Annotated in this window: 19 protein-coding genes; 6 read left to right on the top strand and 13 right to left on the bottom strand. The window is 60.3% G+C overall.

The genetic code is table 11. The features are described from left to right. Positions 1 to 3: 3 nt before the first annotated feature. The gene (locus BLU24_RS23135; protein ID WP_093104311.1) at positions 4 to 624 is read right to left on the bottom strand and encodes an energy transducer TonB; all 621 of its coding nucleotides are present in this window, start codon (positions 622 to 624) and stop codon (positions 4 to 6) included. A gap of 92 nt (positions 625 to 716) precedes the next feature. On the opposite strand from BLU24_RS23135, the gene BLU24_RS23130 reads away from it, so the two are divergent. Then, positions 717 to 1499: a class I SAM-dependent methyltransferase gene (locus BLU24_RS23130; protein ID WP_093106907.1), complete on the top strand. Its 783-nt coding sequence runs from the start codon at positions 717 to 719 to the stop codon at positions 1497 to 1499. A gap of 132 nt (positions 1500 to 1631) precedes the next feature. Here BLU24_RS23130 and BLU24_RS23125 read toward each other — a convergent pair whose 3' ends face one another. Then, on the bottom strand, positions 1632 to 2267 hold the full coding sequence (locus BLU24_RS23125) for a TetR/AcrR family transcriptional regulator (protein ID WP_093104308.1): 636 nt from the start codon (positions 2265 to 2267) through the stop codon (positions 1632 to 1634). Positions 2268 to 2361: 94 nt separating this feature from the next. On the opposite strand from BLU24_RS23125, the gene BLU24_RS23120 reads away from it, so the two are divergent. The 3 genes from BLU24_RS23120 to BLU24_RS23110 all read left to right on the top strand — a co-directional run bounded on the left by BLU24_RS23120 (position 2362) and on the right by BLU24_RS23110 (position 8768). Further along, positions 2362 to 3462: an efflux RND transporter periplasmic adaptor subunit gene (locus BLU24_RS23120; protein WP_093104306.1), complete on the top strand. Its 1101-nt coding sequence runs from the start codon at positions 2362 to 2364 to the stop codon at positions 3460 to 3462. A gap of 6 nt (positions 3463 to 3468) precedes the next feature. Beyond that, entirely contained in the window at positions 3469 to 6537 is a 3069-nt protein-coding gene (locus BLU24_RS23115) for an efflux RND transporter permease subunit (RefSeq protein WP_093104303.1), read from the top strand. A gap of 839 nt (positions 6538 to 7376) precedes the next feature. Then, entirely contained in the window at positions 7377 to 8768 is a 1392-nt protein-coding gene (locus BLU24_RS23110) for a Fic family protein (RefSeq protein ID WP_093104300.1), read from the top strand. On the opposite strand, the gene BLU24_RS23105 is transcribed toward BLU24_RS23110, so the two are convergent. The 3 genes from BLU24_RS23105 to plsB form a co-directional block, all read right to left on the bottom strand. Further along, entirely contained in the window at positions 8765 to 9454 is a 690-nt protein-coding gene (locus BLU24_RS23105; RefSeq protein ID WP_093104297.1) for a DUF4197 domain-containing protein, read from the bottom strand. The two genes, BLU24_RS23110 and BLU24_RS23105, sit on opposite strands and share 4 nt — an antisense overlap. 27 nt (positions 9455 to 9481) lie before the next feature. After that, entirely contained in the window at positions 9482 to 9880 is a 399-nt protein-coding gene (locus tag BLU24_RS23100) for a YbaY family lipoprotein (protein WP_093104294.1), read from the bottom strand. Positions 9881 to 9998: 118 nt separating this feature from the next. Beyond that, positions 9999 to 12500: a glycerol-3-phosphate 1-O-acyltransferase PlsB gene (plsB, locus tag BLU24_RS23095; RefSeq protein ID WP_093104291.1), complete on the bottom strand. Its 2502-nt coding sequence runs from the start codon at positions 12498 to 12500 to the stop codon at positions 9999 to 10001. Positions 12501 to 12738: 238 nt separating this feature from the next. On the opposite strand from plsB, the gene BLU24_RS23090 reads away from it, so the two are divergent. Next, positions 12739 to 12948, top strand: coding sequence for a cold shock domain-containing protein (locus BLU24_RS23090; protein WP_090281986.1), 210 nt, complete (start codon positions 12739 to 12741; stop codon positions 12946 to 12948). Positions 12949 to 13036: 88 nt separating this feature from the next. On the opposite strand, the gene BLU24_RS23085 is transcribed toward BLU24_RS23090, so the two are convergent. From BLU24_RS23085 to BLU24_RS23070, 4 genes are all read right to left on the bottom strand, one after another. Beyond that, the gene (locus BLU24_RS23085; protein WP_093104288.1) at positions 13037 to 13414 is read right to left on the bottom strand and encodes a hypothetical protein; all 378 of its coding nucleotides are present in this window, start codon (positions 13412 to 13414) and stop codon (positions 13037 to 13039) included. Positions 13415 to 13489: 75 nt separating this feature from the next. Continuing rightward, positions 13490 to 14299: a putative RNA methyltransferase gene (locus BLU24_RS23080; RefSeq protein ID WP_093104285.1), complete on the bottom strand. Its 810-nt coding sequence runs from the start codon at positions 14297 to 14299 to the stop codon at positions 13490 to 13492. After that, on the bottom strand, positions 14299 to 15450 hold the full coding sequence (gene dapE, locus BLU24_RS23075; RefSeq protein ID WP_093104282.1) for a succinyl-diaminopimelate desuccinylase: 1152 nt from the start codon (positions 15448 to 15450) through the stop codon (positions 14299 to 14301). The genes BLU24_RS23080 and dapE overlap by 1 nt, the downstream gene beginning before the upstream one ends. A gap of 211 nt (positions 15451 to 15661) precedes the next feature. Next, positions 15662 to 18253 carry a glycosyltransferase gene (locus BLU24_RS23070; protein ID WP_093104279.1) on the bottom strand — a complete coding sequence of 864 codons (2592 nt, stop codon included), beginning with the start codon at positions 18251 to 18253 and terminating at the stop codon, positions 15662 to 15664. A gap of 213 nt (positions 18254 to 18466) precedes the next feature. On the opposite strand from BLU24_RS23070, the gene tcdA reads away from it, so the two are divergent. Continuing rightward, positions 18467 to 19285 (top strand): tRNA cyclic N6-threonylcarbamoyladenosine(37) synthase TcdA, encoded by an 819-nt coding sequence (tcdA, locus tag BLU24_RS23065; RefSeq protein WP_090281991.1) that lies wholly within the window; start codon positions 18467 to 18469, stop codon positions 19283 to 19285. Positions 19286 to 19389: 104 nt separating this feature from the next. Here the strand turns inward: tcdA and BLU24_RS23060 are convergent, their stop codons facing one another. The 4 genes from BLU24_RS23060 to BLU24_RS23045 form a co-directional block, all read right to left on the bottom strand. Next, on the bottom strand, positions 19390 to 19794 hold the full coding sequence (locus tag BLU24_RS23060) for a SufE family protein (RefSeq protein WP_093104276.1): 405 nt from the start codon (positions 19792 to 19794) through the stop codon (positions 19390 to 19392). After that, on the bottom strand, positions 19791 to 20996 hold the full coding sequence (locus tag BLU24_RS23055) for an aminotransferase class V-fold PLP-dependent enzyme (protein WP_093104273.1): 1206 nt from the start codon (positions 20994 to 20996) through the stop codon (positions 19791 to 19793). Before BLU24_RS23055 ends, BLU24_RS23060 begins: the two co-directional genes overlap by 4 nt. 147 nt (positions 20997 to 21143) lie before the next feature. Further along, positions 21144 to 22178, bottom strand: a complete 1035-nt coding sequence (gene dapD / locus BLU24_RS23050; RefSeq protein ID WP_090281994.1) for a 2,3,4,5-tetrahydropyridine-2,6-dicarboxylate N-succinyltransferase — start codon at positions 22176 to 22178, stop codon at positions 21144 to 21146. Between the two features lie 31 nt (positions 22179 to 22209). Beyond that, on the bottom strand, positions 22210 to 22518 hold the full coding sequence (locus BLU24_RS23045) for an arsenate reductase (protein ID WP_042607053.1): 309 nt from the start codon (positions 22516 to 22518) through the stop codon (positions 22210 to 22212). Between the last annotated feature and the right edge of the window lie 89 nt (positions 22519 to 22607).

Here is a 22607-nt window from a genome sequence, read left to right as displayed (position 1 = left end):
GGTTTACGCGGCGAGGCGCAGGTTCTGCAGAACGATCGGGCGTGCCCAGCCGTTATCGAAGTCGAGGGCTTTCTGCTGCTCGGCAATTTCTTCCGGCGGGAATGGCGGGTAAGGCTTTTGCAGCAGATCGAGGTCGAACTCGGCGATCGGCAGGTACAGCGGCTTCTTCTGTGGCGCCGGGCCAGGTTCTGGCATTGGCTGACCATTATTGATAACGATCGGGCGGACCCAGCTGCTGTCGAAATTCTGCTGTTCCTGCTGGGCTTTAAGTTCTTCCGGCGGGAACGGTGGGAACGGCTTGTCGAGCAATTCCATCTCGAACTCGGCGATCGGCAGGAACAACGGCTCCGGCGGACGCACTTGAGTTTCGACCACATCGCACTCGCGCTGGCTGATGATGTGCGCGTGCAGTTCGCTGCCGATGGTGGGTTCTTGCGGGCTGTTCAGGTCAACCGGTGGGAACGTGCCGCAGGCTGGCACCACTTCACTCGACTGTTCAGCCAGCGCCTGGGCAAAGAAATCCTGCCACAGGTGACTGACGCCGCCCAGTGCTTGAGTGTTATGACGGCTGAAATCGCCATGGGGCGAGATGTAGCCAATCGATGTGGGAAGAATGCCTGACATTTTTTTCGGTTGACGCTCAGCTCTGGCAAAATGCGCGTTGAATGGTTTATCGGCGGTTTTTGTCGATCCTTAACTTTTTTGAGCGTTTTTTCATGATCGAGTCACTCGCGGCCTGCCGCATCCATGTCCAGGCCCTCGCCGCGACGTTTCAAGCGCAAGCCGAGCAATGGGCCGAACGTCTCGGCCTGCCGCTCGCCGAGGCTGACGGCGAGTTCGCCTTGCAGGTCGGCGAGCAGGGTTTGCAGCTGCAACAACTCGGCCCGGACGCACCGGGGCCGGTGCGGGTCGACTTTGTCGAGGGCGGCGCGGCGCATCGGCGTTTGTACGGTGGCGGTAGCGGGCAGATGATCGCCAAAGCGGTCGGTATCGCCCAAGGCGTGCGCCCGCGCGTGCTGGATGCCACGGCGGGGCTGGGCAAGGATGCGTTCGTCCTCGCCAGCCTCGGCTGTGAAATGAGCCTGATCGAGCGCCAGCCGTTGATTGGCGCGCTGCTGGAAGACGGTCTGGCGCGGGCGGCGGAGGATTTCGACGTAGCGCCGATCGTGGCGCGGATGAAGCTGCTCAAGGGCAATTCCATCGAGGTCATGCGCCATTGGGAAGGCGAGCCGCCGCAGGTGATCTATCTCGACCCGATGTTTCCGCACCGAGAGAAGACCGCGTTGGTGAAAAAGGAAATGCGCCTGTTCCGGCCCCTGGTCGGCGATGACCCGGATGCACCAGCCTTGCTCGAAGCCGCGCTGGCGTTGGCCACGCACCGGGTCGTGGTCAAGCGCCCGCGCAAAGCGCCTTGCATTGACGGGCCGAAGCCTAGCCATGCGCTGGATGGCAAGTCGAGCCGGTATGACATTTACCCGAAAAAAGCACTGAAGCCTTAAAACCGAGTCGCGCCAATCGCTGGCAAGCCAGCTCCCACAGGGTTTGTTGGTGTGTACACAGTTTGTGATCACACCCAAATCCTTGTGGGAGCTGGCTTGCCAGCGATGGCGTCAGTGCCGACACCGCAGAAATCAGGGTCGATAAGCGCGCATAAACAAAGCCACTACTTCCTGAATATGGCGTTCTGAAGCCTCTTCGCTCAACGGCTCGCCACAGCCATACAACAGCCGAAAATTCCCCGCACCCTTGATCAGGCAAAAGAAATGCTCGGCGGCATTGCGCGGCAGATCGATGTTCAGCGCGCCGGTCTTGTGGATACGCGTCAACAGTCGCTCCATGCCCTGCACCATGCGCTCCGGGCCGGCTTCGAAGAAGATCAGCGACAGGTTCGGGTCCTGACTGCCCAGCGCCATGATCAGCCGGTGCAGGTTCACCGATTCCTCACTGTTGATCAGTTGATGAAAGCCTCGGGCAATGTTCAGCAACACATTTTCCACCGCAATGCCTTCCGGCAATTCGAAGAACAGCGGCGGCAATTGCTCTTCGCATTTGGCCACTACGGCGGCAGAGAACAAGGTCTCCTTGTCGTTGAAATGGCTGTAGACCGTCAGTTTTGACACGCCGGCCTCGCTGGCCACCGCGTCCATGCTGGTGTTGGCGTAACCGTGCGTAAGAAAGAGGATTTTCGCCGCGTCGAGGATGGCCTGGCGCTTGGCCAGATCCTTGGGGCGGCCTGGGCCGTTTGGAGCTGCAGGATTGTTCGACATTCTTCGCTTTTAATACTGGACTGGTGAGTTTGCTATTAATACCATACCGGCCAGTATAAATATTCCAAGCACCATTAGCGAAAGGTCCGTCACCATGTTCCGCCATGCGTTGTCCTTTGCACTGCCAGCGAGTCTGGCGTTTCTGTTGTCGGCGTGCGGTCAGGAAGAGGTGACGCAAGTCACCGTGCGACCGGCCATGGTGGTGCAGCCAGAGCCTTCGGCGCAGGCGATGGAAAGTTATCCCGGTGAAGTCCGTGCGCGTTACGAGCCGGACCTAGCGTTTCGTATTGGCGGCAAGGTCAGCCGACGACTGGTCGATGAAGGCCAGCGCGTGAAAGCTGACCAGCCCTTGGCCGAACTCGATCCGCAGGATGTACGCCTGCAACTGGAAGCCACGCGCGCTCAGGTCGCTGCCGCCGAAGCCAATCTGAATCTGGTGCGCGCCGAGCGGGATCGCTACAAAACCCTGATGGAGCGGCAGATGGTCAGCCGCTCGGCCTACGACAACGCCGAAAATCTATACCGCTCCGGCGAAGCACGCCTTAAACAAATCAAAGCCGAATTCAACGTCTCCACCAACCAGGCCAGCTACGCAGTACTGCGCGCGCCGCAGGATGGCGTGGTGGCCAAACGCTCGGTGGAAGTTGGGCAAGTGGTCGCTGCCGGGCAAACCGTGTTCACCCTCGCTACCGATGGTGAACGTGAAGTCTTGATCAGCCTGCCGGAGCAAAGCTTCGGCCGCTTCAAGGTCGGGCAGCCTGTCACCGTCGAATTGTGGACCCAGCAGAACCAGCGCTTCGCCGGGCAGATCCGCGAATTGTCGCCAGCGGCCGATCCGCGTTCGCGGACTTTCGCCGCACGAATTTCCTTTGCCAGCGGCAAAGTCCCGGCTGAGCTGGGCCAGAGCGCGCGGGTCTTCGTGCAATCCGCCGACAGCGTGTCCTTGTCAGTGCCGCTATCGGCCCTCACCGCCGAAAACGGCGCGACCTACGTGTGGGTCGTGAGCGTCAACAACACTTTGAAGAAAACCCCGGTGCGCGTCGGCCCGTTCGGTGAAAAAAACGTACCGGTGCTCGAAGGCTTGAGCGCCAGCGACTGGGTGGTGGCAGCCGGGGTCCATGTGTTGCTCGAAGGTCAGCAGGTGCGGCCGGTGGATCGCTCCAACCGCGTGGTCAATCTGGCGAACAAGGAGTAAGCCCCGATGCGCTTCAACCTCTCTGAATGGGCGCTGCGTAATCGCCAGATCGTACTGTTCCTGATGCTTTTGCTCGCCGTTGTTGGCGCGTTGTCCTACACCAAACTGGGCCAGAGCGAAGATCCGCCGTTCACCTTCAAGGCCATGGTCATTCAGACCCGCTGGCCCGGCGCGACGGCGCAGGAAGTTTCGCGTCAGGTCACCGAGCGCATAGAAAAGAAGCTGATGGAAACCGGCGAATACGAACGCATCATGTCGTTCTCCCGCCCCGGCGAATCGCAAGTCACTTTTATCGCCCGTGATTCGATGCACTCCAAGGACATTCCCGACCTCTGGTATCAGTTGCGCAAGAAAGTCGGCGATATTCGCCAAACCTTGCCGCCGGGCGTTCAAGGGCCGTTTTTCAACGACGAGTTCGGTACCACGTTCGGCAATATCTATGCGCTGACGGGCGACGGTTTCGATTACGCCGTGCTCAAGGATTACGCCGATCGCATCCAGATCCAGCTGCAACGAGTCAAGGATGTCGGCAAGGTCGAACTGCTCGGGCTGCAGGACGAGAAAATCTGGGTCGAGCTGTCCAACGTCAAACTGGCAACCTTGGGTTTGCCGCTGGCCGCGGTGCAGCAAGCGCTGGAAGAGCAGAACGCGGTCTCCACGGCGGGGTTCTTCGAAACCGGCAGCGAGCGTTTGCAGCTACGGGTCTCGGGAAATTTTCAGACAGTCGATGAGATAAAGAACTTTCCGATTCGTGTCGCTGATCGTACGTTCCGCATCGCCGATATCGCTGACGTGCGTCGCGGTTTCAGCGATCCGCCGGCGCCGCGCATGCGATTCATGGGCGACGATGCGATCGGTCTGGCTGTCGCGATGAAGGACGGTGGCGACATTCTGGTGCTCGGCAAAGCGCTGGAAACCGAGTTCTCGCGATTGCAGAAAAACCTCCCGGCCGGCATGCAACTGCGCAAGGTGTCCGACCAACCGGCAGCGGTGAAAACCGGTGTCGGCGAGTTCGTCCAGGTGTTGGTCGAAGCGTTGGCGATCGTGTTGCTGGTGAGCTTCTTCTCCCTCGGCGTACGCACCGGCATGGTCGTCGCGCTGACCATCCCGCTGGTGTTGGCGATGACCTTCGCCTGCATGTATTACCTGGGCATCGGTTTGCACAAGATTTCCCTCGGTGCGCTGGTGCTGGCGTTGGGGTTGCTGGTCGACGATGCGATCATCGCCGTGGAAATGATGGCGATCAAAATGGAGCAGGGCTTCGATCGCATCCGCGCCGCGAGTTACGCCTGGACCAGCACCGCGTTCCCGATGCTGACCGGCACCTTGATCACCGCTGCCGGGTTTCTGCCGATTGCCACGGCACAGTCCGGCACTGGCGAATACACCCGTTCGATCTTCCAGGTGGTGACTATTGCACTGCTCGCGTCGTGGGTCGCGGCGGTGATGTTCGTGCCGTATCTGGGGGAAAAACTCCTGCCGGATCTGGCGAAGATTCACGCAGCCAAGCATGGCACCGGCGACGGTCAGCCAGACCCGTACGGCACGCCGTTCTATCAGCGGGTCCGGCGCTTGGTTGAATGGTGTGTGGCGCACCGCAAAACCGTGATCGTGCTGACCGTCGGGCTGTTCATCGCCTCGGTGATGCTGTTCCGCTTTGTCCCGCAACAGTTCTTCCCGGCCTCCAATCGACTGGAGCTGATGGTTGATCTGAAACTGGCCGAGGGCGTGTCGTTGGCTAACACGACCAGCGAGGTCAAACGCCTCGAAGCGCTGCTCAAGGAGCACGCGGGTATCGACAATTACGTGGCTTACGTCGGCACCGGTTCGCCGCGCTTTTATCTGCCGCTCGATCAGCAGCTGCCGGCAGCGAGCTTCGCGCAGTTTGTGGTGTTGGCGAAAACCATCGAGGAGCGAGAGACGCTGCGTATGTGGTTGATTGACACCCTCAACGAGCAATTCCCGACGCTGCGCTCGCGGGTCACACGTCTGGAGAACGGTCCGCCGGTCGGCTATCCGGTGCAGTTCCGTGTGACTGGCGAGCATATCGAAGAGGTTCGCGCGCTTGCCCGCAAGGTAGCGGCCAAGGTTCGCGAAAATCCGCATGTGGTCAATGTGCACCTGGATTGGGAGGAGCCGAGCAAAGTCGTTTACCTGAATATCGATCAGGAGCGCGCGCGCGCGCTGGGCGTGAGCACGGCGAATCTGGCGAAATTCCTGCAGAGTTCGTTGACCGGGTCGAGCGTCAGTCAGTACCGCGAAGACAATGAGTTGATCGAAATCCTCCTGCGCGGAACGGTGCATGAACGCACCGAGTTGTCGCTGCTGCCAAGTCTGGCGGTGCCGACGGACAACGGCCGCAGTGTCGCCTTGTCACAGATTGCCACGCTTGAATATGGCTTCGAGGAAGGGATCATCTGGCACCGCAACCGCCTGCCGAACGTGACCGTGCGAGCGGATATCTACGGCAAGGAGCAACCGGCAACGCTGGTGAAGCAGATCATGCCGACGCTGGATTCGATTCGCGCCGAATTGCCGGATGGCTACCTGCTGGATGTCGGCGGCACGGTGGAGGATTCTCAGCGCGGGCAGGCGTCGGTGAATGCCGGGGTGCCGATGTTCATCGTTGTGGTGCTGACGCTGTTGATGTTGCAGTTACGCAGTTTTTCGCGCACGGCGATGGTGTTTCTCACGGCGCCACTGGGGTTGATCGGGGTGACGTTGTTTCTGATGGTGTTCCGCCAGCCATTCGGCTTTGTGGCGATGCTGGGGACAATTGCGTTGTCGGGGATGATCATGCGCAATTCGGTGATTCTGGTGGATCAGATCGAGCAGGATATCGCCTCTGGGCTCAAGCCATGGCAGGCGATTATCGAGGCGACCGTGCGGCGGTTCCGGCCGATTGTGCTGACGGCGCTGGCGGCGGTGCTGGCGATGATTCCGTTGTCGCGCAGTGTGTTCTTCGGGCCGATGGCGGTAGCGATCATGGGCGGGTTGATTGTGGCTACGGCGTTGACGCTGCTGTTTTTGCCGGCGTTGTATGCGGCCTGGTTCAGGGTTCGTCGGGAGGTTTGATTCTTGGCGGCCTTCGGGCCGACCAGGCTCTTGGGGTTTGGGTGAATATCCGGTTTTTTGGGTGTTGCGGCTGGCGGTTTCGCCCTTACGGCGAGTTACCTTTTCCAGACGCCGAAAAGGTAACCGAAAAGGCTTGCTCCTGCGTTCGGCCCTTCGCGGGCTTGGGGTTCCTTCGCTCCGGGATCGATCCGGGCGCAGCGGCTACGGTTTGCTGCGCTGCACCTCCTTCCGCTGTGTCTGGCTGCGCCAGACGGTCGCTGCGCTCCCACGCCCGGATCAATCCCTGCGCTCAGCCTTCCGACGTCGCCGGTGACGCAAGATCAAAAGCACGCGAGCTAACGCTCATTGTTGAGTGGTTAGAGGCGGGTGGCTGGCTTTTGATCTGCGGTGTATCCGCCCCTCACCCCAGCCCTCTCCCGAGGGAGAGGGGGCCGATTTTGGTTGGATTCAAAATTTGCATTCGACTCGATATCGCATGCTGGCGCGCTTACTCCAAACAACTCGGTCAGTCCCCTCTCCCTACGGGCGGTCCGACGTTTCGGGAGGGCTAGGGTGAGGGGCTTTTGATTTTTGACTGATTTCAAGCCTCAACCTTCAATGGCGGCGGCGACCAAGATCAGCAGCGAGATAAAAAGCAGGCGAGCTGGCACTCGGCCTGATGGTGGGCGCGGTTTTTGTGGGGGCTTGCCTGCAAGCGAAGGCGGCCGGGCAGCCGACGATTACTACTCTGCCATGCTCCCACCGTCCTACATCTTTTTCAGAAACCTCCGATCTTGAGCCTCTGCGCGTCGAATGTTGTACTCCGGCTCCTGTTTTCCGCGATCCTTGAGTCTGTCCCGATGAAGAAGCCACCGAAATCAAGCGGCAGAACCGACCCTGTTTTCGATCTCTTGGCTCGTTCTCCCCACAAGGAGCGCTTGGCAGATTATCTTGCGTTGCTCAAACCATTTGATGATCAGGGTCGTTACCTGCCATTCGAGGCGCTGCGCTATCGCTGGGCTGCGGGGTTGGACGCGAATCTTTGTTGGGCTTTGGTGAAGAGGGCGCGGGCGGCGCAATACATCAATCTGTTGCCGTTGGGCGAGCCGTTGCAATGGAGCAAATATGTGCAGACGCCGCTGGCGCAGAAAACCCTGTCTGTCGTGGATCGTCATACCAGTACGGCTGCGCTGGACTACATGACCAGTCAGATCGGTGAGCGGATGCACTTTTCTTATCTGCTCAATGATCTGATCGAAGATGAAGCCATCGCCAGTAGCCAGTTGGAAGGCGCGGCCACCACCACACGGGTGGCCAAGGACATGCTCAAGCATCAGCGCCAGCCGCGCACCCCCGACGAGCGCATGGTGCTGGGTAATTACCGGATGATGAATTTTGCCTGGGAACAACGTCACGAACCCTTGAGCGTAGCGTTGATCGCCGCGATCCATCAGGTCGGTGTCGAAGGGATCGATGACGAGCAATATTCCCCCGGAGTTTTCCGAGCCAATGATGAAGTCGTTGTGCAGGACGGCGCGGGCAACACCGTGCATCGGCCGCCGCCTGCTGCGGGTTTGGTTGCGCGGCTGGAGAAACTGTCGAATTGGGTCAACCTGTCCGACGGCTCAACACTAGAGAAGAATTATCTGCATCCCCTGATCAAGGCAATCACGCTGCACTTTGCCTTGGGCTATGAACATCCCTTTCGTGATGGAAACGGGCGGGTCGCCAGGGCGTTGTTTTATTGGTTGATGTTCAAAAACGAGTTCGCAGCTTTTCGCTATATCGCGATCAGTTTGCTATTGCGCAACGCACCGGTGAAATACGGACGATCTTATTTACACACCGAGGCGGATGAGCTGGACCTGACCTATTTCATCGAATTTCAGTGCTCGGTCATCCAGCGTGCGGTGCTTGGATTCACAGACGTTTACCGCAGAACTGTTGCCTATACCGAAGACTTCGAGCGCTGGCTCATCAGTTCAGGCTTTTTCGAGCAACTGACAGAGAAACAGCGTGCGGTTTATCAAGTGGCAAAAAGTGGAGTTGCAAAAGAATTCACTGCCAACAATGTGGCGGGAAACTTTGTCTGTTCGTATGCCGAGGCTGCTTCGGCATTAAAGGGACTGATTAAATTGCAGGTTTTCGAGCGAAGGAAGATGGGACGGGAATGGGTGTATTTTTTACGAAGCCCTCTACAAAAATGTAAGCACGGAGGCGCGTTGCTTCGCCCCCACGCCGTAACCGCTTAAAGCGTTCCAAACACCTTCTTCGCCAGACTCGTCGCCGCCGCTGCAGGATTCTGGCGCAACGTTTCTTCCTGTTTGCCAATCATCTCGAACAAACCATTGAGCGCCTGTTCAGTCACGTAGTTTTCGACGTTGGCGCTCTTCGCGTCGACCACACCGAATGCGGCGGCCTGGCCGGCGAACGAGTTGTATTTCTGCGCGACGCCGACCTTGTCGGTGGCTTGTTTGACGATCGGCAAGAACTTGGCGCGGATCTGTTCGCGGCTGGATTTGTCGAGGTATTGGGTGGCGGAGTCGTTGCCGCCGCTGAGGATGCCTTTGGCGTCGGCCACGCTCATTTTCTTCACGGCGTCGACTAGGATTGGCTGGGCCTGGGTCACGGCGGATTCCGCGGCTTTGTTCATCGCGGTTTCCAGTTCTTCGACCTGGGCGCCCATGCCGAAGGCTTTCATCTTGCTTGCGGCTTTACCGAGTTTGCCTGGCAATTCGATCTTCACTTCAGGGTTGTTGCTGAAGCCACCGGGCGTGCCGAGTTGTTTGACGGCGATTTGTGCGCCTTGGGTCAGGGCATCCTTGAGGCCGCCGGCGGCGTCTTGTTGCGACAGGTCGCTGAGCGACAGGGCCAGGGCGTTGGCGGAGATCATCAGGCCGGTGCAGATGGCGGCGAAGCGAAGGGTAGGGCGGCGCATGGCGGCTTCCTTGTGGTGGAGCGTGAGTTAGCGGACGGCGTCGACGCGGATTTTCAGCGGCTGCGGGCCATTGCCGTCGAGCTGCACGGCGTGGTTTTCGGTGGTGATGAACATCAGCTCACCATTGACCTCGATGCGCGCGCTGACCGAATAGCGATGGCCGGGTTTGACCTGCGCCGGATCGTAGCTCAAGTGGAACGGCAGCGGCACCTGACCTTTGACGGGGCCTTTCTGTTGGTCGAGGACCACGGCGGGTGCATCAGCCAGCGAAACATCCTGCAGGCTGACGCTCAATGTCGCGCTCGGCGGCAGGGCGATGCGTTGCAGGTAAAACACTTCGCCGTCGAGGCCGACTTTGCCGGCCGGGGTGGTGGATTGGCAGGCGCTGAGTAGCGTGGCGGCGGCAATGGTCAGCAATTTTTTCATGGGTAAATTTCCTTTCAATGTGCGAGCGAGCCTGCTCGCGAAAGCGGTGGTTCAGTCAATAATTCCAGTGACTGAACAACCGTTTTCGCGAGCAGGCTCGCTCCTGCAGGGATTTGCGTCAGGCCTGCGGCAATGCGGGGAGCTGATCAGCCGCATCTTCACTGCGATGCAGCGCAACCTGGCGGATCGACAAACGAATCTCCGCCGGCAGTACGCGTTTCGCCGCGCCTTCGGCGAGTTCGCCCAGCAGTTCGTGATAGCTGAGCTTGCCGGCTTCGTCGCGGCGCAGCACGTCGAGGTCGAGCATCGTCTGGATGAAGTGACGGAACAGGCTCTTGTCGAAGAACTCTGGCGCATTGAGTCCATGCAGGATCGACAGGCGCTGGGCCATGACCGTGCACAGGTCTTCCAGTTCTTCGGCGCTGATGCTGTTCTGGCCGCTGTTGAGCAGCAGGGACACGGTCATGTAGAAACGCTGCAAGGTCTGCGCGATGCTTTTCGACAGCAGCGTCAGCAACACGAAATGTCGCGAACTCGGTGCCGGGCGCAGGTACAGGTCCTTCTCGAAACGCAGCAGGCCTTGCTCGACAAACGCTTCCAGCCATTGATCGACCACACCGTCCAGCTCATCCAGCGTCCAGCGAATGAACAGCTCCGATTGCAAGTACGGATACAGCGCGCGGGTGTAGCGCAGAATCTGCTCGCGGCTCATGCGCGAAGTGCTCTGGAAGAAGCTCGCCAGCAGCGATGGCAGGGCGAAGATGTGCAACACGTTGTTGCGGTAGTAGGTCATCAGGACGGCATTCTGTTCGTCCAGATAAAGAATCTTGCCCAGCGCATCGTTCTGCTCGGCGAGCAGGTCCATGTCCTTCACATGCTCGATCAGCGCGCGGCCATCGCCTTCAGGCAGGGTGGTGTGCGGCGAGTACGGGACTTTGCGCAGCAGCGCCAGGTACAGATCCAGCACCCGCGCCATGGCGCGATCATCCAGCGCCAGACGCGTGGTCGAGAGCAACGCCAGCGCTACCAGATTGACCGGGTTGATCGCTGCGGCTTCGTTGAGATGCCGGGCGACTTTTTCGCCGAGGCGGTTAGTGGTTTCGTTAAGCCACGCCGGTTTGAACTGCGGACCGAGTTGCTGCTGGCGCCAGTCCGGTTGCTCGGCGTCGAGGAATTCGGCGAGTTTGATCGGCTCACCGAAGTTCACCGCGACCTGGCCGAAGCGCTGCTTGAGCGCGCCGATGACTTTGAAGATGTCGAAAATCGATTCTTTCTTCTTGCTTGCCCCGCGCAGTTCGCCGAGGTAAGTGCGACCTTCAAGCACGCGCTCATAGCCGATGTACACCGGCACAAACACGATCGGCATGCGTGACGAGCGCAGGAAGCTGCGCAGGGTGATCGCGAGCATGCCGGTTTTCGGTTGCAGCATGCGCCCGGTGCGCGAGCGGCCGCCTTCGACGAAGTATTCGACCGGGAAACCTTTGGTAAACAGCGTGTGCAAGTATTCGTTGAACACCGAGGTGTACAGCGGGTTGCCCTTGAACGTTCGGCGCATGAAAAACGCGCCGCCACGGCGCAGCAGGCTGCCGATCACCGGCATGTTGAGGTTGATCCCGGCGGCGATGTGCGGCGGGGTCAGGCCGTTGCGGAACAGCAGATACGACAGCAGCAGATAGTCGATGTGGCTGCGGTGGCACGGCACGTAGATCACTTCGTGACCCTGAGCGACCTCTTGCACGCCTTCGATGTGGTTGACCTTGATGCCGTCGTAAATCTTGTTCCAGAACCAGCTCAGTACCACTTCCAGGAAGCGGATCGCCGTGTAGGTGTAGTCCGAAGCGATCTCGTTGCCGTAGCGCAGGGCCTGAGCCTTGGCTTTTTCCGCGGAGATGTTTTCGCGCTCGGCTTCGTCGAGGATCGCTTGCTTGACCAGCGGCTGATTGAGCAAGCCTTTGACCAGATTGCGCCGGTGGGAAATGTCCGGGCCGATCACCGCCGCTTTCAGGTTGCGGAAGTGCACACGCAGAATCCGCTGGGCCATGCGCACGGTGCGTTCATGGCCCTTGTTGTGATCGATCAGCTCACGCAGGTGGATCGGTGCGGAGAATTGCACGCGGGTTTTGCGGCCCAGGACAATGATGCTCAGCAAGCGCCGCAGACGGCCCGTGACCGCCCAGCTGTCGGCGAACAACAACTTCCACGGACTGTTTTCGCTGTCCGGCGATTGGCCCCAGAACACGCTGACCGGAATGATCTGCGCATCTTCGGCGGCGTTTTGCGACAGCGCGCTGACCAGTCGGGTCAAGGTCGGCGGCGCGCCGCGTTTGTCTTGACGACCGAGCCAGTCCGGGTCCGGGGTCAGGTAGAAAAACGCTGCCGGCTCGATCAGCGCACCCACCGACACGGCCAGCACCGGACGCGGCAGGCCGGCCTTGGTGCACTCGGTGTCGACCACGGCCAGATCGGTCAGCGAAGGGTTTTGCAGGACGTAGAACACCGGACGACTGCGGTCGAGGTTGAGGGTGAACGACGACTGATTGATCGTCTCCGAGCGAACCCAGAGGTACAACAGTCGGCGCAGGGTGCCAAACACAAGACGGCGGAACGGGGAACGGGTCATACGGCTTCTGCGTGAGTGAATAAAACCGAGCGGTTGCTCAAGTGGGCGACAGTTTGCCGTATTGGGTGAAAATCGGCAAAAAAGCACCGAAGTAATCTCCTGTTGAGACTTTTTCCACCTGTCATATACTCGGCGCTCTGTTGCCGGTGCCCTTTGATGGACGTCGGACGCAGGCTGACGTTCCGCTGAGGCTTTCCTGCGAAAAGCCCGTTCAATAATAAAAAAGGAGTACGAACAGATGGCAACACGCGAAACCGGCAATGTGAAGTGGTTCAACGACGCCAAGGGCTACGGCTTCATTCAGCGCGAAGACGGGGCGGACGTGTTTGTACACTACCGCGCGATTCGCGGCGAAGGGCACCGGTCGCTGACTGAAGGCCAGCAGGTTGAATACGCCGTGATCAGCGGCGAGAAGGGCTTGCAGGCTGAAGACGTCATAGGCCTTTAAAAGCAGCTTCGAGCGGTAAGCTACAAGCTGCAAGTCAAAACAGTTCGGCTTGAACTTGCAGCTTGCAGCTCGTAACTTGCAGCTGTTTTTAAGCCGTTTTCCAGGTGATTTCTTCTTCACCATCAGCGCTGATGCGAATCCAGCGATCGGCCGTCTCTTCACCTTCCTCTTCAACCCACGTTCCCGGTGCGCAGCGCACTTCGACGTTCAGCGCGGCAAAGGCTGCGCGGGCGCAGGCGATGTCGTCGTCCCATGGGGTCTGATCACTTTCCAGGTACAGGCTGTTCCACTTGCCTACGGCTTTCGGCAGCCAGGTCACCGGGATGGTGCCGGCCTTGCACTTGTACGTCTGACCTTTCTGCACCCAGTCGCTGCACGGGCCCAGCGCGGCGCCGAGCCAGGCGGAAATGGCCTTGTGGTCGACGTCGGCGTCTTTCAGGTAAATCTCGATATCCGGTTGGCGCATGGATGTCCTCACTGCGGGTCTGAAAAATCCATTCGCGGATTTAGCCGGCCCCGGGCACTCGCCCGGAACCAAAAGTTATTGAACAACGAAATAATCGTAGCGCATCGACACGGTGGTCTCGAACGGCTCGGCCTGTTCGATCACCGCCGCGCGACGCTCGGCACTGGCGCGCCAGCCGTGAGGTGTCATCGCCAACAGGTTGGCGCGATCCTCGGGCTTGTCCAGCGTCAGTTTGAATTCCAGCGTTTCACTGTGCGCCAGCGCCATGCCTTCGGGCACCAGGGCCAAATGCTTGTCATCGGTGTATTCGCGCACTTCGTCATACAGGCGTTCGCGCAGCTCCATCAGATGGCCGCGGGTCGGGCCGACTTTCATCAGGCCTCCGCCCACGCTCAGCAGACGCTTGGCCTCATCCCAGTCCAGCGGACTGAAGACGCTGGCGAGAAACTGGCAACTGCCCGACGCCAACGGCACGCGCGCCATGCTGGCGATCAACCAGCTGATTGCCGGATTACGCTTGCAGGCGCGTTTGACGGCTTCGCGGGAGATATCCAGCGCGTAGCCGTCAGCGTTCGGCAGGGCCTCGGCGATTTGCGCGGTGTAGTAACCCTCGCCACAGCCGATGTCGACCCAGCGATCCGGCGCATAACCCGCCGCCAGTTCAGCCAGACGCCTGGCCACCGGTGCGTAATGCCCGGCGTTCAAAAAGTCGCGGCGCGCCTCGACCATCGCCTGGTTGTCGCCTGGATCACGGCTGTTCTTGTGCTGCACCGGCAGCAGGTTCAGGTAACCCTGGCGCGCGCGGTCGAAGCGGTGGCCGGCGGGGCAGGCAACGCCGTTATCCACCGCGTTGAGCGGTTCACTGCAGAGGGGGCAAGCGAGCATCAGGCGAGCAACTTGATCAGGGTCTGGTAGTAGATCTCGGTCAGCACATCGAGGTCCGCCGCCAGAACGCGCTCGTTGACCTGATGAATGGTCGCGTTGACCGGGCCCAGTTCAACCACCTGCGTGCCCATGGTCGCGATGAAACGACCATCGGAAGTGCCGCCGCTGGTGGACGCCTTGGTCTCGCGTCCGGTGATGGTCTTGATGCTCGCCGACACCGCATCGAGCAGTGCGCCAGGTTCAGTGAGGAACGGCAAACCGGACAGCGCCCAGTCGATATGCCAGTCCAGATCGTGCTTGTCGAGGATATCGGCGACGCGTTTCTGCAGGCCTTCAACAGTCGATTCGGTAGAGAAGCGGAAGTTGAACACCGCCACCAGATCGCCCGGAATCACATTAGTCGCGCCGGTGCCGGAATTGACGTTGGAAATCTGGAAACTGGTCGGCGGGAAGAAATCGTTGCCGTGATCCCAATGCTCGGCGGCCAGTTCGGCCAGTGCCGGGGCGGCGAGGTGGATCGGGTTTTTCGCCAGATGCGGATAGGCGACGTGCCCCTGAATACCCTTGACCGTGAGCTTGGCGCCGAGCGAGCCGCGACGGCCATTCTTGACCACGTCACCGACCAGGGTGGTGCTCGACGGCTCGCCGACGATGCACCAGTCCAGACGCTCGTTGCGCGCGGCCAGACGCTCGACCACCGCTTTGGTGCCGTGATGCGCCGGGCCTTCTTCGTCGCTGGTGATCAGGAACGCGACCTTGCCCTTGTGGTTCGGGTAATCGGCGACGAAGCGCTCGGCGGCGACGGTCATCGACGCCAGGCTGCCTTTCATGTCTGCCGCGCCACGGCCGCAGAGCATGCCGTGTTCGTCGATCACCGCGTTGAACGGGTCGATCTGCCACGCGCTGACCGGGCCGGTCGGTACCACGTCGGTGTGGCCGGCGAAGCACAGCACCGGGCCTTCACTGTTGCCGTGGGTAGCCCAGAAGTTATCCACATCTTCGATGCGCATCGGCTCCAGGTTAAAACCGGCATCGCCCAGGCGCTGCATCATCTGCTTCTGGCAATCGGCGTCGACCGGCGTCACGGACGGGCGGCGGATCAGGTCGATGGCGAGCTGGAGGGTCGGCGAAAGGTCGGCGTGGGCCGTCATGGAAAACTCCGGAATCATGAATGTGGGCACGGACTAAATGTGGGAGCCAGCCTGCTGGCGATGACGGTGTGTCAGTCAAATCAACGGTGATGTTTCCACCGCTATCGCCAGCAGGCTGGCTCCCACAGGAATCAGGATAGCCCCGCAAAATGGCGGTTATCTTAAAGCAAAACGGCGACCATTGGCCGCCGTTTAGTGCATCGATGTCGATTTAGACGACCGGTGCCGGTTCCTGCGCTGCGGCAGGTTTGGGCAGCGACGACAGGAACGCCATGATCAGCGCCGCCAGATACGGCAGCGATTGCACCAGCAGCATCACCACCCAGAAGCGCATGTCATTGCTCGGCATGCCGTTGACCAGAAAGATCCCCAGCGCCGCGCCCCACAACAGCAGCATGATGAACACTTCTTCGCGCGCCTCGGAAATCGCCACCCAGAAACCATGGTTGTCGGCGTTTTTCGGCGTGCGGAAGAACGGAATGCTGGTGGTGAAGAAGCCGTACAGCACCGCTTTGGCGATGGTGTGCGACAACGCCAGCCCGGCCAGCGCCGCGCAGAACGCATCCTTGAGGTTGACGCCGACGGCGCGACGATAAAGGAAGATGATCTTGCCGACCTTGAACACGAACAGCGCCAGCGGCGGGATCGCGAAGATCAGCAGCGGCGGATCGACCCGTTGCGGCACGATGATCATCGCCGCCGACCACAGCAGCGCACCGACGGTAAAGAAGATGTTCATGCCGTCGGCGACCCACGGCAGCCAGCCGGCGAGGAAGTGGTAGCGCTGGCCGCGGGTCAGCTCGGTGTCCTTGCCGCGCAGCAGGCTGGCGGTGTGGCGCTTGATGATCTGGATCGCGCCATAGGCCCAGCGGAAACGCTGTTTCTTGAAGTCGATGAACGTATCCGGCATCAGGCCTTTGCCGTAACTGTCGTGGTAATACGCCGCCGACAAGCCTTTTTCGAACACGCGCAGACCCAGTTCGGCGTCTTCACAAATGCACCAGTCGGCCCAGCCCAATTCTTCCAGGACCGAACGGCGGGTCATGGTCATGGTGCCGTGCTGAATGATCGCGTCGCGGTCGTTGCGGGTGACCATGCCGATATGGAAGAAGCCTTTGTATTCGGCGTAACAGAGCTTCTTGAAAGTGCTTTCGTTCTGGTCGCGATAATCCTGCGGCGACTGCACCACAGCAATTTTCGGATCAGCGAAGTGCGGCACCATGTGCTTGAGCCAGTTCGGGTGCACGCAATAATCGGAGTCGATTACCGCGATCACTTCGGCGTCCCTGGCGGTGTGCGGAATCAGGTAGTTCAGCGCGCCACCCTTGAACCCGGCCAGCGGTGCAACGTGGAAAAACTTGAAGCGCGGGCCGAGGGTCGCGCAGTAGTCGCGCACCGGCTCCCAGACCGCCGGGTCCTTGGTGTTGTTGTCGATGATCAGCACTTCATAGTCGGGATAGTCGAGCGCGGCGAGGGCGTCGAGGGTCTGTTTGACCATCTCCGGCGGCTCGTTGTAGCACGGTACATGGATCGAGACTTTCGGACGATAGCTGGAGTCGCCGACCACCGGCAGGAATTCACGCCGACGCTTGTGAATCCACACTGCTTCGGCCAGTTCATGGGCCTCGGTCAGTAATACGATGAATACCCCGAGGGCACCCAGCGCCAGGAGGAAACCCACTGTCAGGCTGAACCACGTGCTGTATTGCTGGCTGTAGTCGTAGCCGATGTACACCAGCACCGAACCGCAAAGGAACGCGATAAAGGTCAGGAACGTGCGACCGCGCTGGCGCAGGGCCGAGCCGTCGATCATCAGCAGGGTCAGCGACAACAGGGCCAGCACCACCGAGCCGATGGCCAGCACCCGCCACTGCGGGATCGCGACGACCGGGCCTTCGAAATTGAATTTCTGCTGACGCGCTGCGTTGAACACGCCCCAGTAGGCCCCGACCGAGCCTTCGTCGCTGGCCTTCCACGGCTGATCAAACGCCTCGATCACGAAGTAGTTGAAGCCCTGACGGTTAAGCTTGTTGACCAGCGTACGCAGGTAGATGGCCTGATCGGCCGGCGACGCATCGGCACCACCGCGCATGCGACCGTTGCTCGGCCAGCCAACTTCGGAGAGCAGCAGTGGCTTTTTCGGGAACAGCTTCTTCAGGTCGCGCGCGCGGTCGAAGACGAACTGGTCAGCCTTGTCGACCGGAATGAATTCCCAGTACGGCAGAACGTGGGCGGCGATCAGGTCAACGTGTTTGGCCAATTGTGGGTATTTCTCCCAGATGTGCCATTGCTCGGACGTCGTTACCGGCACTTTGACCGCAGCACGCACCCGATCCAGCAGAACGATCAGCGCTTCGGGAGTGATTTCTTCACGGAACAGCGCCTCGTTGCCGACCACCACGCGCACCACGCTGCGCGAAGTGTTGGCCAGTTCGATGGCTTTGGCGATTTCTCGTTCGTTGCGCTCCTGATCGGGGCTGATCCAGATACCGAGGGTCACTCGCAAACCAAACTCTTCTGCCAGTTTGGGGATGTCACCCAACGAGCCGTCGACCGAGTAGATGCGGATGTTGTCCGTCAGCTTGCTCATGATTTCCAGATCGCGGCGCATTTCGTCGTCAGTCGGGTACTGATCTTTCTGTGGGAATTGTCCCTGCTGGAATGGCGAATAAGAGAAACCAGAGATCTGCTCCGGCCAGTTCGGCGCTGACACCGGGCGGTTGATCAACGCCCAGAAACCGCTGAAAAGCGCAGCGATGGCCAGCACGACCACCAGGTTGAGTCCAAATTTACGCGATGACATAGCTATTTCGGGTTCCAAAGGCTGTGGAACGAAGGATCGGTCGGATAGACGCCCGAGGGGCGCGCATCCTACACCGGCGCTTCACCAGTCGTACAACTGACGGAAAATGCCTGACATTGGGCAGTCGTCTCTGACTTAAGTTCTTACACTTGTCGCTTGCAGCTTAAAACTTGTCGCTGCGTAGCCCTATAATGCGCGCCGGTTTTTGGGGTAATGGTCATGAGTACAGAAGATCCGCGGTTTGCAGGCATCGCCCGTTTGTATGGCATCGAAGGCCTGGAACGCTTGCGCGCCGCCCATGTGGCGATCGTCGGTGTCGGCGGTGTCGGTTCCTGGGCGGCGGAAGCCATGGCCCGTTGCGGTGTCGGCGAGATTTCGCTGTTTGACCTCGATGACGTCTGCGTCAGTAACGCCAACCGGCAATTGCACGCGCTGGACAGCACCGTCGGCAAGCCCAAGGTCGAGGTAATGGCCGAGCGTCTGCGCGGGATCAACCCGGACTGCACCGTGCATGCGGTCGCGGATTTCGTCACCCGTGACACCATGGCCGAATACATCACGCCGGACATCGACTGCGTGATCGACTGCATCGACGCAGTCAACGCCAAAGCGGCGCTGATCGCCTGGTGCAAGCGGCGCAAGATCCAGATCATCACCACGGGCGGCGCGGGCGGGCAGATCGACCCGACACTGATTCAGGTGTGCGATCTCAACCGGACCTTCAACGATCCACTGGCCTCGAAGGTGCGTTCGACGTTGCGCCGCGATTACGGCTTCTCGCGCACCGTGACCCGGCATTACAGCGTGCCGTGCGTGTTTTCCACGGAACAGCTGCGCTATCCGAAGCCGGACGGCAGCATCTGTTTGCAGAAGAGTTTTGTCGGTGACGGCGTGAAACTGGACTGCGCGGGTGGGTTTGGCGCGGTGATGATGGTGACGGCAACGTTCGGCATGGTGGCCGCGACCAAGGCTGTGGACAAGATTGTGGCGGGGGTGCGGCGGCCTTCGGATCGTATCAAGCCTGACGCTTGATGCTGCCGGTGAGGGCCCTATCGCGAGCAGGCTCACTCCTACAGGGGAACGCATTTCAAAATGTAGGAGTGAGCTTGCTCGCGATGGCTGCGAAGCAGCCGCTTTTATCGAGCCAGGTCATTCATCCGCTGGAGCACGGCATTGAGGCCATTGCTGCGCGACGGCGATAGCTGGCGCGACAGGCCGAGCTGATTAAACCAATCAGGCAAATCAACCTGCTGCAACTCAGCGGCCGACAACCCGTTGACCCGCAACAGCAACAGCGCCACCAACCCGCGAATCATCCGCGCATCGCTGCTCGCCTTGAACTGCCAGTGACCGTCGCGCAACTCGCCGACCAGCCACACCTGACTTTCACAGCCATGCACGCGGTTGGCCTCGCATTTGTCTGCGTCATCCATCGACGACAGGCGATCACCAAACTGCATCAGCAACCGCGCCCGCTGCTCCCAGCCCGACGCGTTCTGAAACGTCTGCAGCGCTTCGCTCGCTTCCATCGGCAGGCTCATCGCAACATCTCCAGCGCCTGATCCAGCGCCTCGAAAAAGCGCTCCAGATCTTCCGAATCGTTGTACAGCGCCAGCGATACGCGAATCGCTCCCGCCAGCTCAAAGCCTTTCATCAGCGGCATCGCGCAGTGATGCCCGGCGCGCACGGCGATGCCCTGCTCGGTGAGCAGATGCGCCAGATCGGCGTTATGCACCCCCTCGACGACGAAACTGGCCAGTGCCAGTTGCGGCTTGCCGAGCAGGCGGATGCCGTTGCGCGCGGCGAGACCGCGCAGCAAATAATCATGCAGCGCCGCCTCATGGGCGGACACCGCCTCCTGATCCAGACCGGCCAGATAATCGAGGGTCGCGCCGAGGCCGATCACGCTGGCAATCGGCGGGGTGCCTGCCTCGAAACCCAGCGGCGCCGGGCGGAAGCGCGAGTCGTGATAGTTGGCTTCCAGCACCATTTCGCCGCCAAACTGCCAAGGCTTCAACCGCTCCAGCGCAGCGTTGCGCCCGAACAGCACGCCGAGACCATCGGGGCCATACAGCTTGTGGCTGGAAAACACATAGAAGTCGCAACCCAGCGCTTGCACGTCATGCCGACCGTGAACCACGCCTTGTGCGCCATCGACCACCGTCAGCGCGTTTTGCGCCTTGGCCATGCCGAGCAAAGCGGTCAGTGGCTGCCAAGCACCGAGCACGTTTGACAGCTGACTCACCGCGAGCAAACGCGTACGTGGGCCGATCAGGTGCACAGCAGCAGCGAGGTCGATCAGACCGTCAGCGTCCAGCGGCAGGATCACCAGTTTCAACTGTCGCCGCTGGGCCAATTGCTGCCACGGCAGCAGATTGGCGTGGTGCTCCAGGGCGCTGATGACAATTTCATCGCCCGGTTGGAATAAATGCTCCAGCCCATAAGCCAGAAGATTCAGCGCGCTGGTGGCGCCGTGGGTAAAAATGATTTGCCCGCGGTCACCGGCATTCAGCCACTGCGCAACCTTGTGCCGACTGTCTTCGAACGCTTGCGTGGCATGCGCGCCCGGCAGGTGCTGCGCGCGGTGCACATTGGCTGCGCCGTTGGCGTAGTAATGCGACAGCGCATCGAGCAAGGCTTGCGGTTTTTGTGTGGTGGCGGCGTTGTCCAGATAGGTCTGGTCCTGCCGTTGCAGAGCGGCGATGGCCGGAAAGTCGGCGCGCCAGGGGGAGGGAATCATCATGTGTTCAGCCCTGTGAAATTGGGCGGGCTATACGCTGCCCCTGTAGGAGTGAGCCTGCTCGCGATGGCGGTGTGTCAGTCAACCTTACAGCTACTGATCCAACGCCATCGCGAGCAGGCTCACTCCTACAATGAGTCGACTGCGTGCTTAGTTGTGAGCGTGCAGCGCTTCGTTCAGTTCGATCGCCGATTTGTGGGTTTTGCACTCCACGGCACCGGTTTCCGAGTTGCGACGGAACAGCAGGTCGGTCTGGCCTGCCAGCTCACGTGCCTTCACCACTTTAACCAGGTTGTTGTGCTCGTCCAGCAGCGCGACCTTGGTGCCGGCTGTCACGTACAAACCCGATTCAACGGTGTTGCGGTCGCCCAGCGGAATGCCGATACCGGCGTTGGCGCCGATCAGGCAGCCTTCGCCAACCTTGATCACGATGTTGCCGCCGCCCGACAGGGTGCCCATGGTCGAGCAACCGCCGCCCAGGTCCGAACCCTTGCCGACGAAGACGCCAGCGGACACGCGGCCTTCGATCATGCCCGGGCCTTCGGTGCCGGCGTTGAAGTTGATGAAGCCTTCGTGCATCACGGTGGTGCCTTCACCGACGTAGGCGCCCAGACGCAGACGCGCGGCGTCAGCGATACGCACACCGGCCGGGACCACGTAGTCGGTCATTTTCGGGAACTTGTCCACCGAGAAAACTTCCAGCAGCTCGCCGCGCAGGCGGGCTTCCAATTGCATTTCCGCCAGTTCGCTCAGGTCAATGGCGCCCTGGCTGGTCCAGGCTACGTTCGGCAGCAACGGGAAAATGCCGGCCAGGCTAACGCCGTGTGGCTTGACCAGACGGTGCGACAGCAGGTGCAGCTTCAGATAGGCCTCAGGCGTCGAGGTCAGCTGTGCGTCTTCAGCCAGCAGGGTCGCCACCAGCGGCTTGTGGCTCTCGGCCAGACGGGTCAGCAGCTTGCCTTGCACGGCGTCGATGCCTTTTACCGCTTCAGCCAGTTGCGCAGCCTGGGCGGTGGTGAAGGTGATGGCCTGGTTGCCTTCGGTGTAACCGAGGATCGGCGCAACGGCAGCGACCAGTTCGGCCGAAGGATTGAGCAATGGCTGAGCGTAGAACACTTCCAGCCACGCGCCTTGACGGTTCTGGGTGCCGATACCGAAAGCGATGCTGAACAGAGAATGGGACATGGGAATACCTCTACAAAGAGTGACGGGCTGCTTACTTCAGAGCGGCCGCGTAGATATCTGGCTTGAAGCCAATCAGGGTTCGGTCACCGAGATCGAGCACCGGGCGCTTGATCATCGAGGGTTGCGCGAGCATCAGTTCGATGGCTTTCGACTGGTCGAGATCGGCTTTGCGTTCGTCGTCGAGTTTGCGAAAGGTCGTGCCTGCGCGGTTCAGCACAGTCTGCCAGCCGTGTTCGTCACACCATTGGGTCAGGTGTTCACGGTCGATACCGGCGGTCTTGTAATCGTGGAAATCGTAGCTGACAGCGTGTTCATCGAGCCAGGTGCGCGCCTTTTTCATGGTGTCGCAGGCTTTGATTCCGAAAAGGTGCAATGTTTTGCTTGAAACGGCCAAGGAATCGCCCCCTTTGCAGGTGCTGGAAAAAAATG

The sequence above is a fragment of the Pseudomonas sp. Z003-0.4C(8344-21) genome, assembly GCF_900104975.1.
In the GTDB taxonomy this organism is placed as follows: domain Bacteria; phylum Pseudomonadota; class Gammaproteobacteria; order Pseudomonadales; family Pseudomonadaceae; genus Aquipseudomonas; species Aquipseudomonas granadensis.
Note: the sequence above shows the minus strand (reverse complement) of the source record. Positions and strands in the feature narration are given on the sequence as shown.

Coding starts and splice junctions, on each gene's coding strand:
- BLU24_RS23135 (WP_093104311.1), bottom strand. CDS start 624: ATGTCAGGCATTCTTCCCACATCGATTGGCTACATCTCGCCCCATGGC.
- BLU24_RS23130 (WP_093106907.1), top strand. CDS start 717: ATGATCGAGTCACTCGCGGCCTGCCGCATCCATGTCCAGGCCCTCGCC.
- BLU24_RS23125 (WP_093104308.1), bottom strand. CDS start 2,267: ATGTCGAACAATCCTGCAGCTCCAAACGGCCCAGGCCGCCCCAAGGAT.
- BLU24_RS23120 (WP_093104306.1), top strand. CDS start 2,362: ATGTTCCGCCATGCGTTGTCCTTTGCACTGCCAGCGAGTCTGGCGTTT.
- BLU24_RS23115 (WP_093104303.1), top strand. CDS start 3,469: ATGCGCTTCAACCTCTCTGAATGGGCGCTGCGTAATCGCCAGATCGTA.
- BLU24_RS23110 (WP_093104300.1), top strand. CDS start 7,377: ATGAAGAAGCCACCGAAATCAAGCGGCAGAACCGACCCTGTTTTCGAT.
- BLU24_RS23105 (WP_093104297.1), bottom strand. CDS start 9,454: ATGCGCCGCCCTACCCTTCGCTTCGCCGCCATCTGCACCGGCCTGATG.
- BLU24_RS23100 (WP_093104294.1), bottom strand. CDS start 9,880: ATGAAAAAATTGCTGACCATTGCCGCCGCCACGCTACTCAGCGCCTGC.
- plsB (WP_093104291.1), bottom strand. CDS start 12,500: ATGACCCGTTCCCCGTTCCGCCGTCTTGTGTTTGGCACCCTGCGCCGA.
- BLU24_RS23090 (WP_090281986.1), top strand. CDS start 12,739: ATGGCAACACGCGAAACCGGCAATGTGAAGTGGTTCAACGACGCCAAG.
- BLU24_RS23085 (WP_093104288.1), bottom strand. CDS start 13,414: ATGCGCCAACCGGATATCGAGATTTACCTGAAAGACGCCGACGTCGAC.
- BLU24_RS23080 (WP_093104285.1), bottom strand. CDS start 14,299: ATGCTCGCTTGCCCCCTCTGCAGTGAACCGCTCAACGCGGTGGATAAC.
- dapE (WP_093104282.1), bottom strand. CDS start 15,450: ATGACGGCCCACGCCGACCTTTCGCCGACCCTCCAGCTCGCCATCGAC.
- BLU24_RS23070 (WP_093104279.1), bottom strand. CDS start 18,253: ATGTCATCGCGTAAATTTGGACTCAACCTGGTGGTCGTGCTGGCCATC.
- tcdA (WP_090281991.1), top strand. CDS start 18,467: ATGGTCATGAGTACAGAAGATCCGCGGTTTGCAGGCATCGCCCGTTTG.
- BLU24_RS23060 (WP_093104276.1), bottom strand. CDS start 19,794: ATGAGCCTGCCGATGGAAGCGAGCGAAGCGCTGCAGACGTTTCAGAAC.
- BLU24_RS23055 (WP_093104273.1), bottom strand. CDS start 20,996: ATGATGATTCCCTCCCCCTGGCGCGCCGACTTTCCGGCCATCGCCGCT.
- dapD (WP_090281994.1), bottom strand. CDS start 22,178: ATGTCCCATTCTCTGTTCAGCATCGCTTTCGGTATCGGCACCCAGAAC.
- BLU24_RS23045 (WP_042607053.1), bottom strand. CDS start 22,518: ATGAAAAAGGCGCGCACCTGGCTCGATGAACACGCTGTCAGCTACGAT.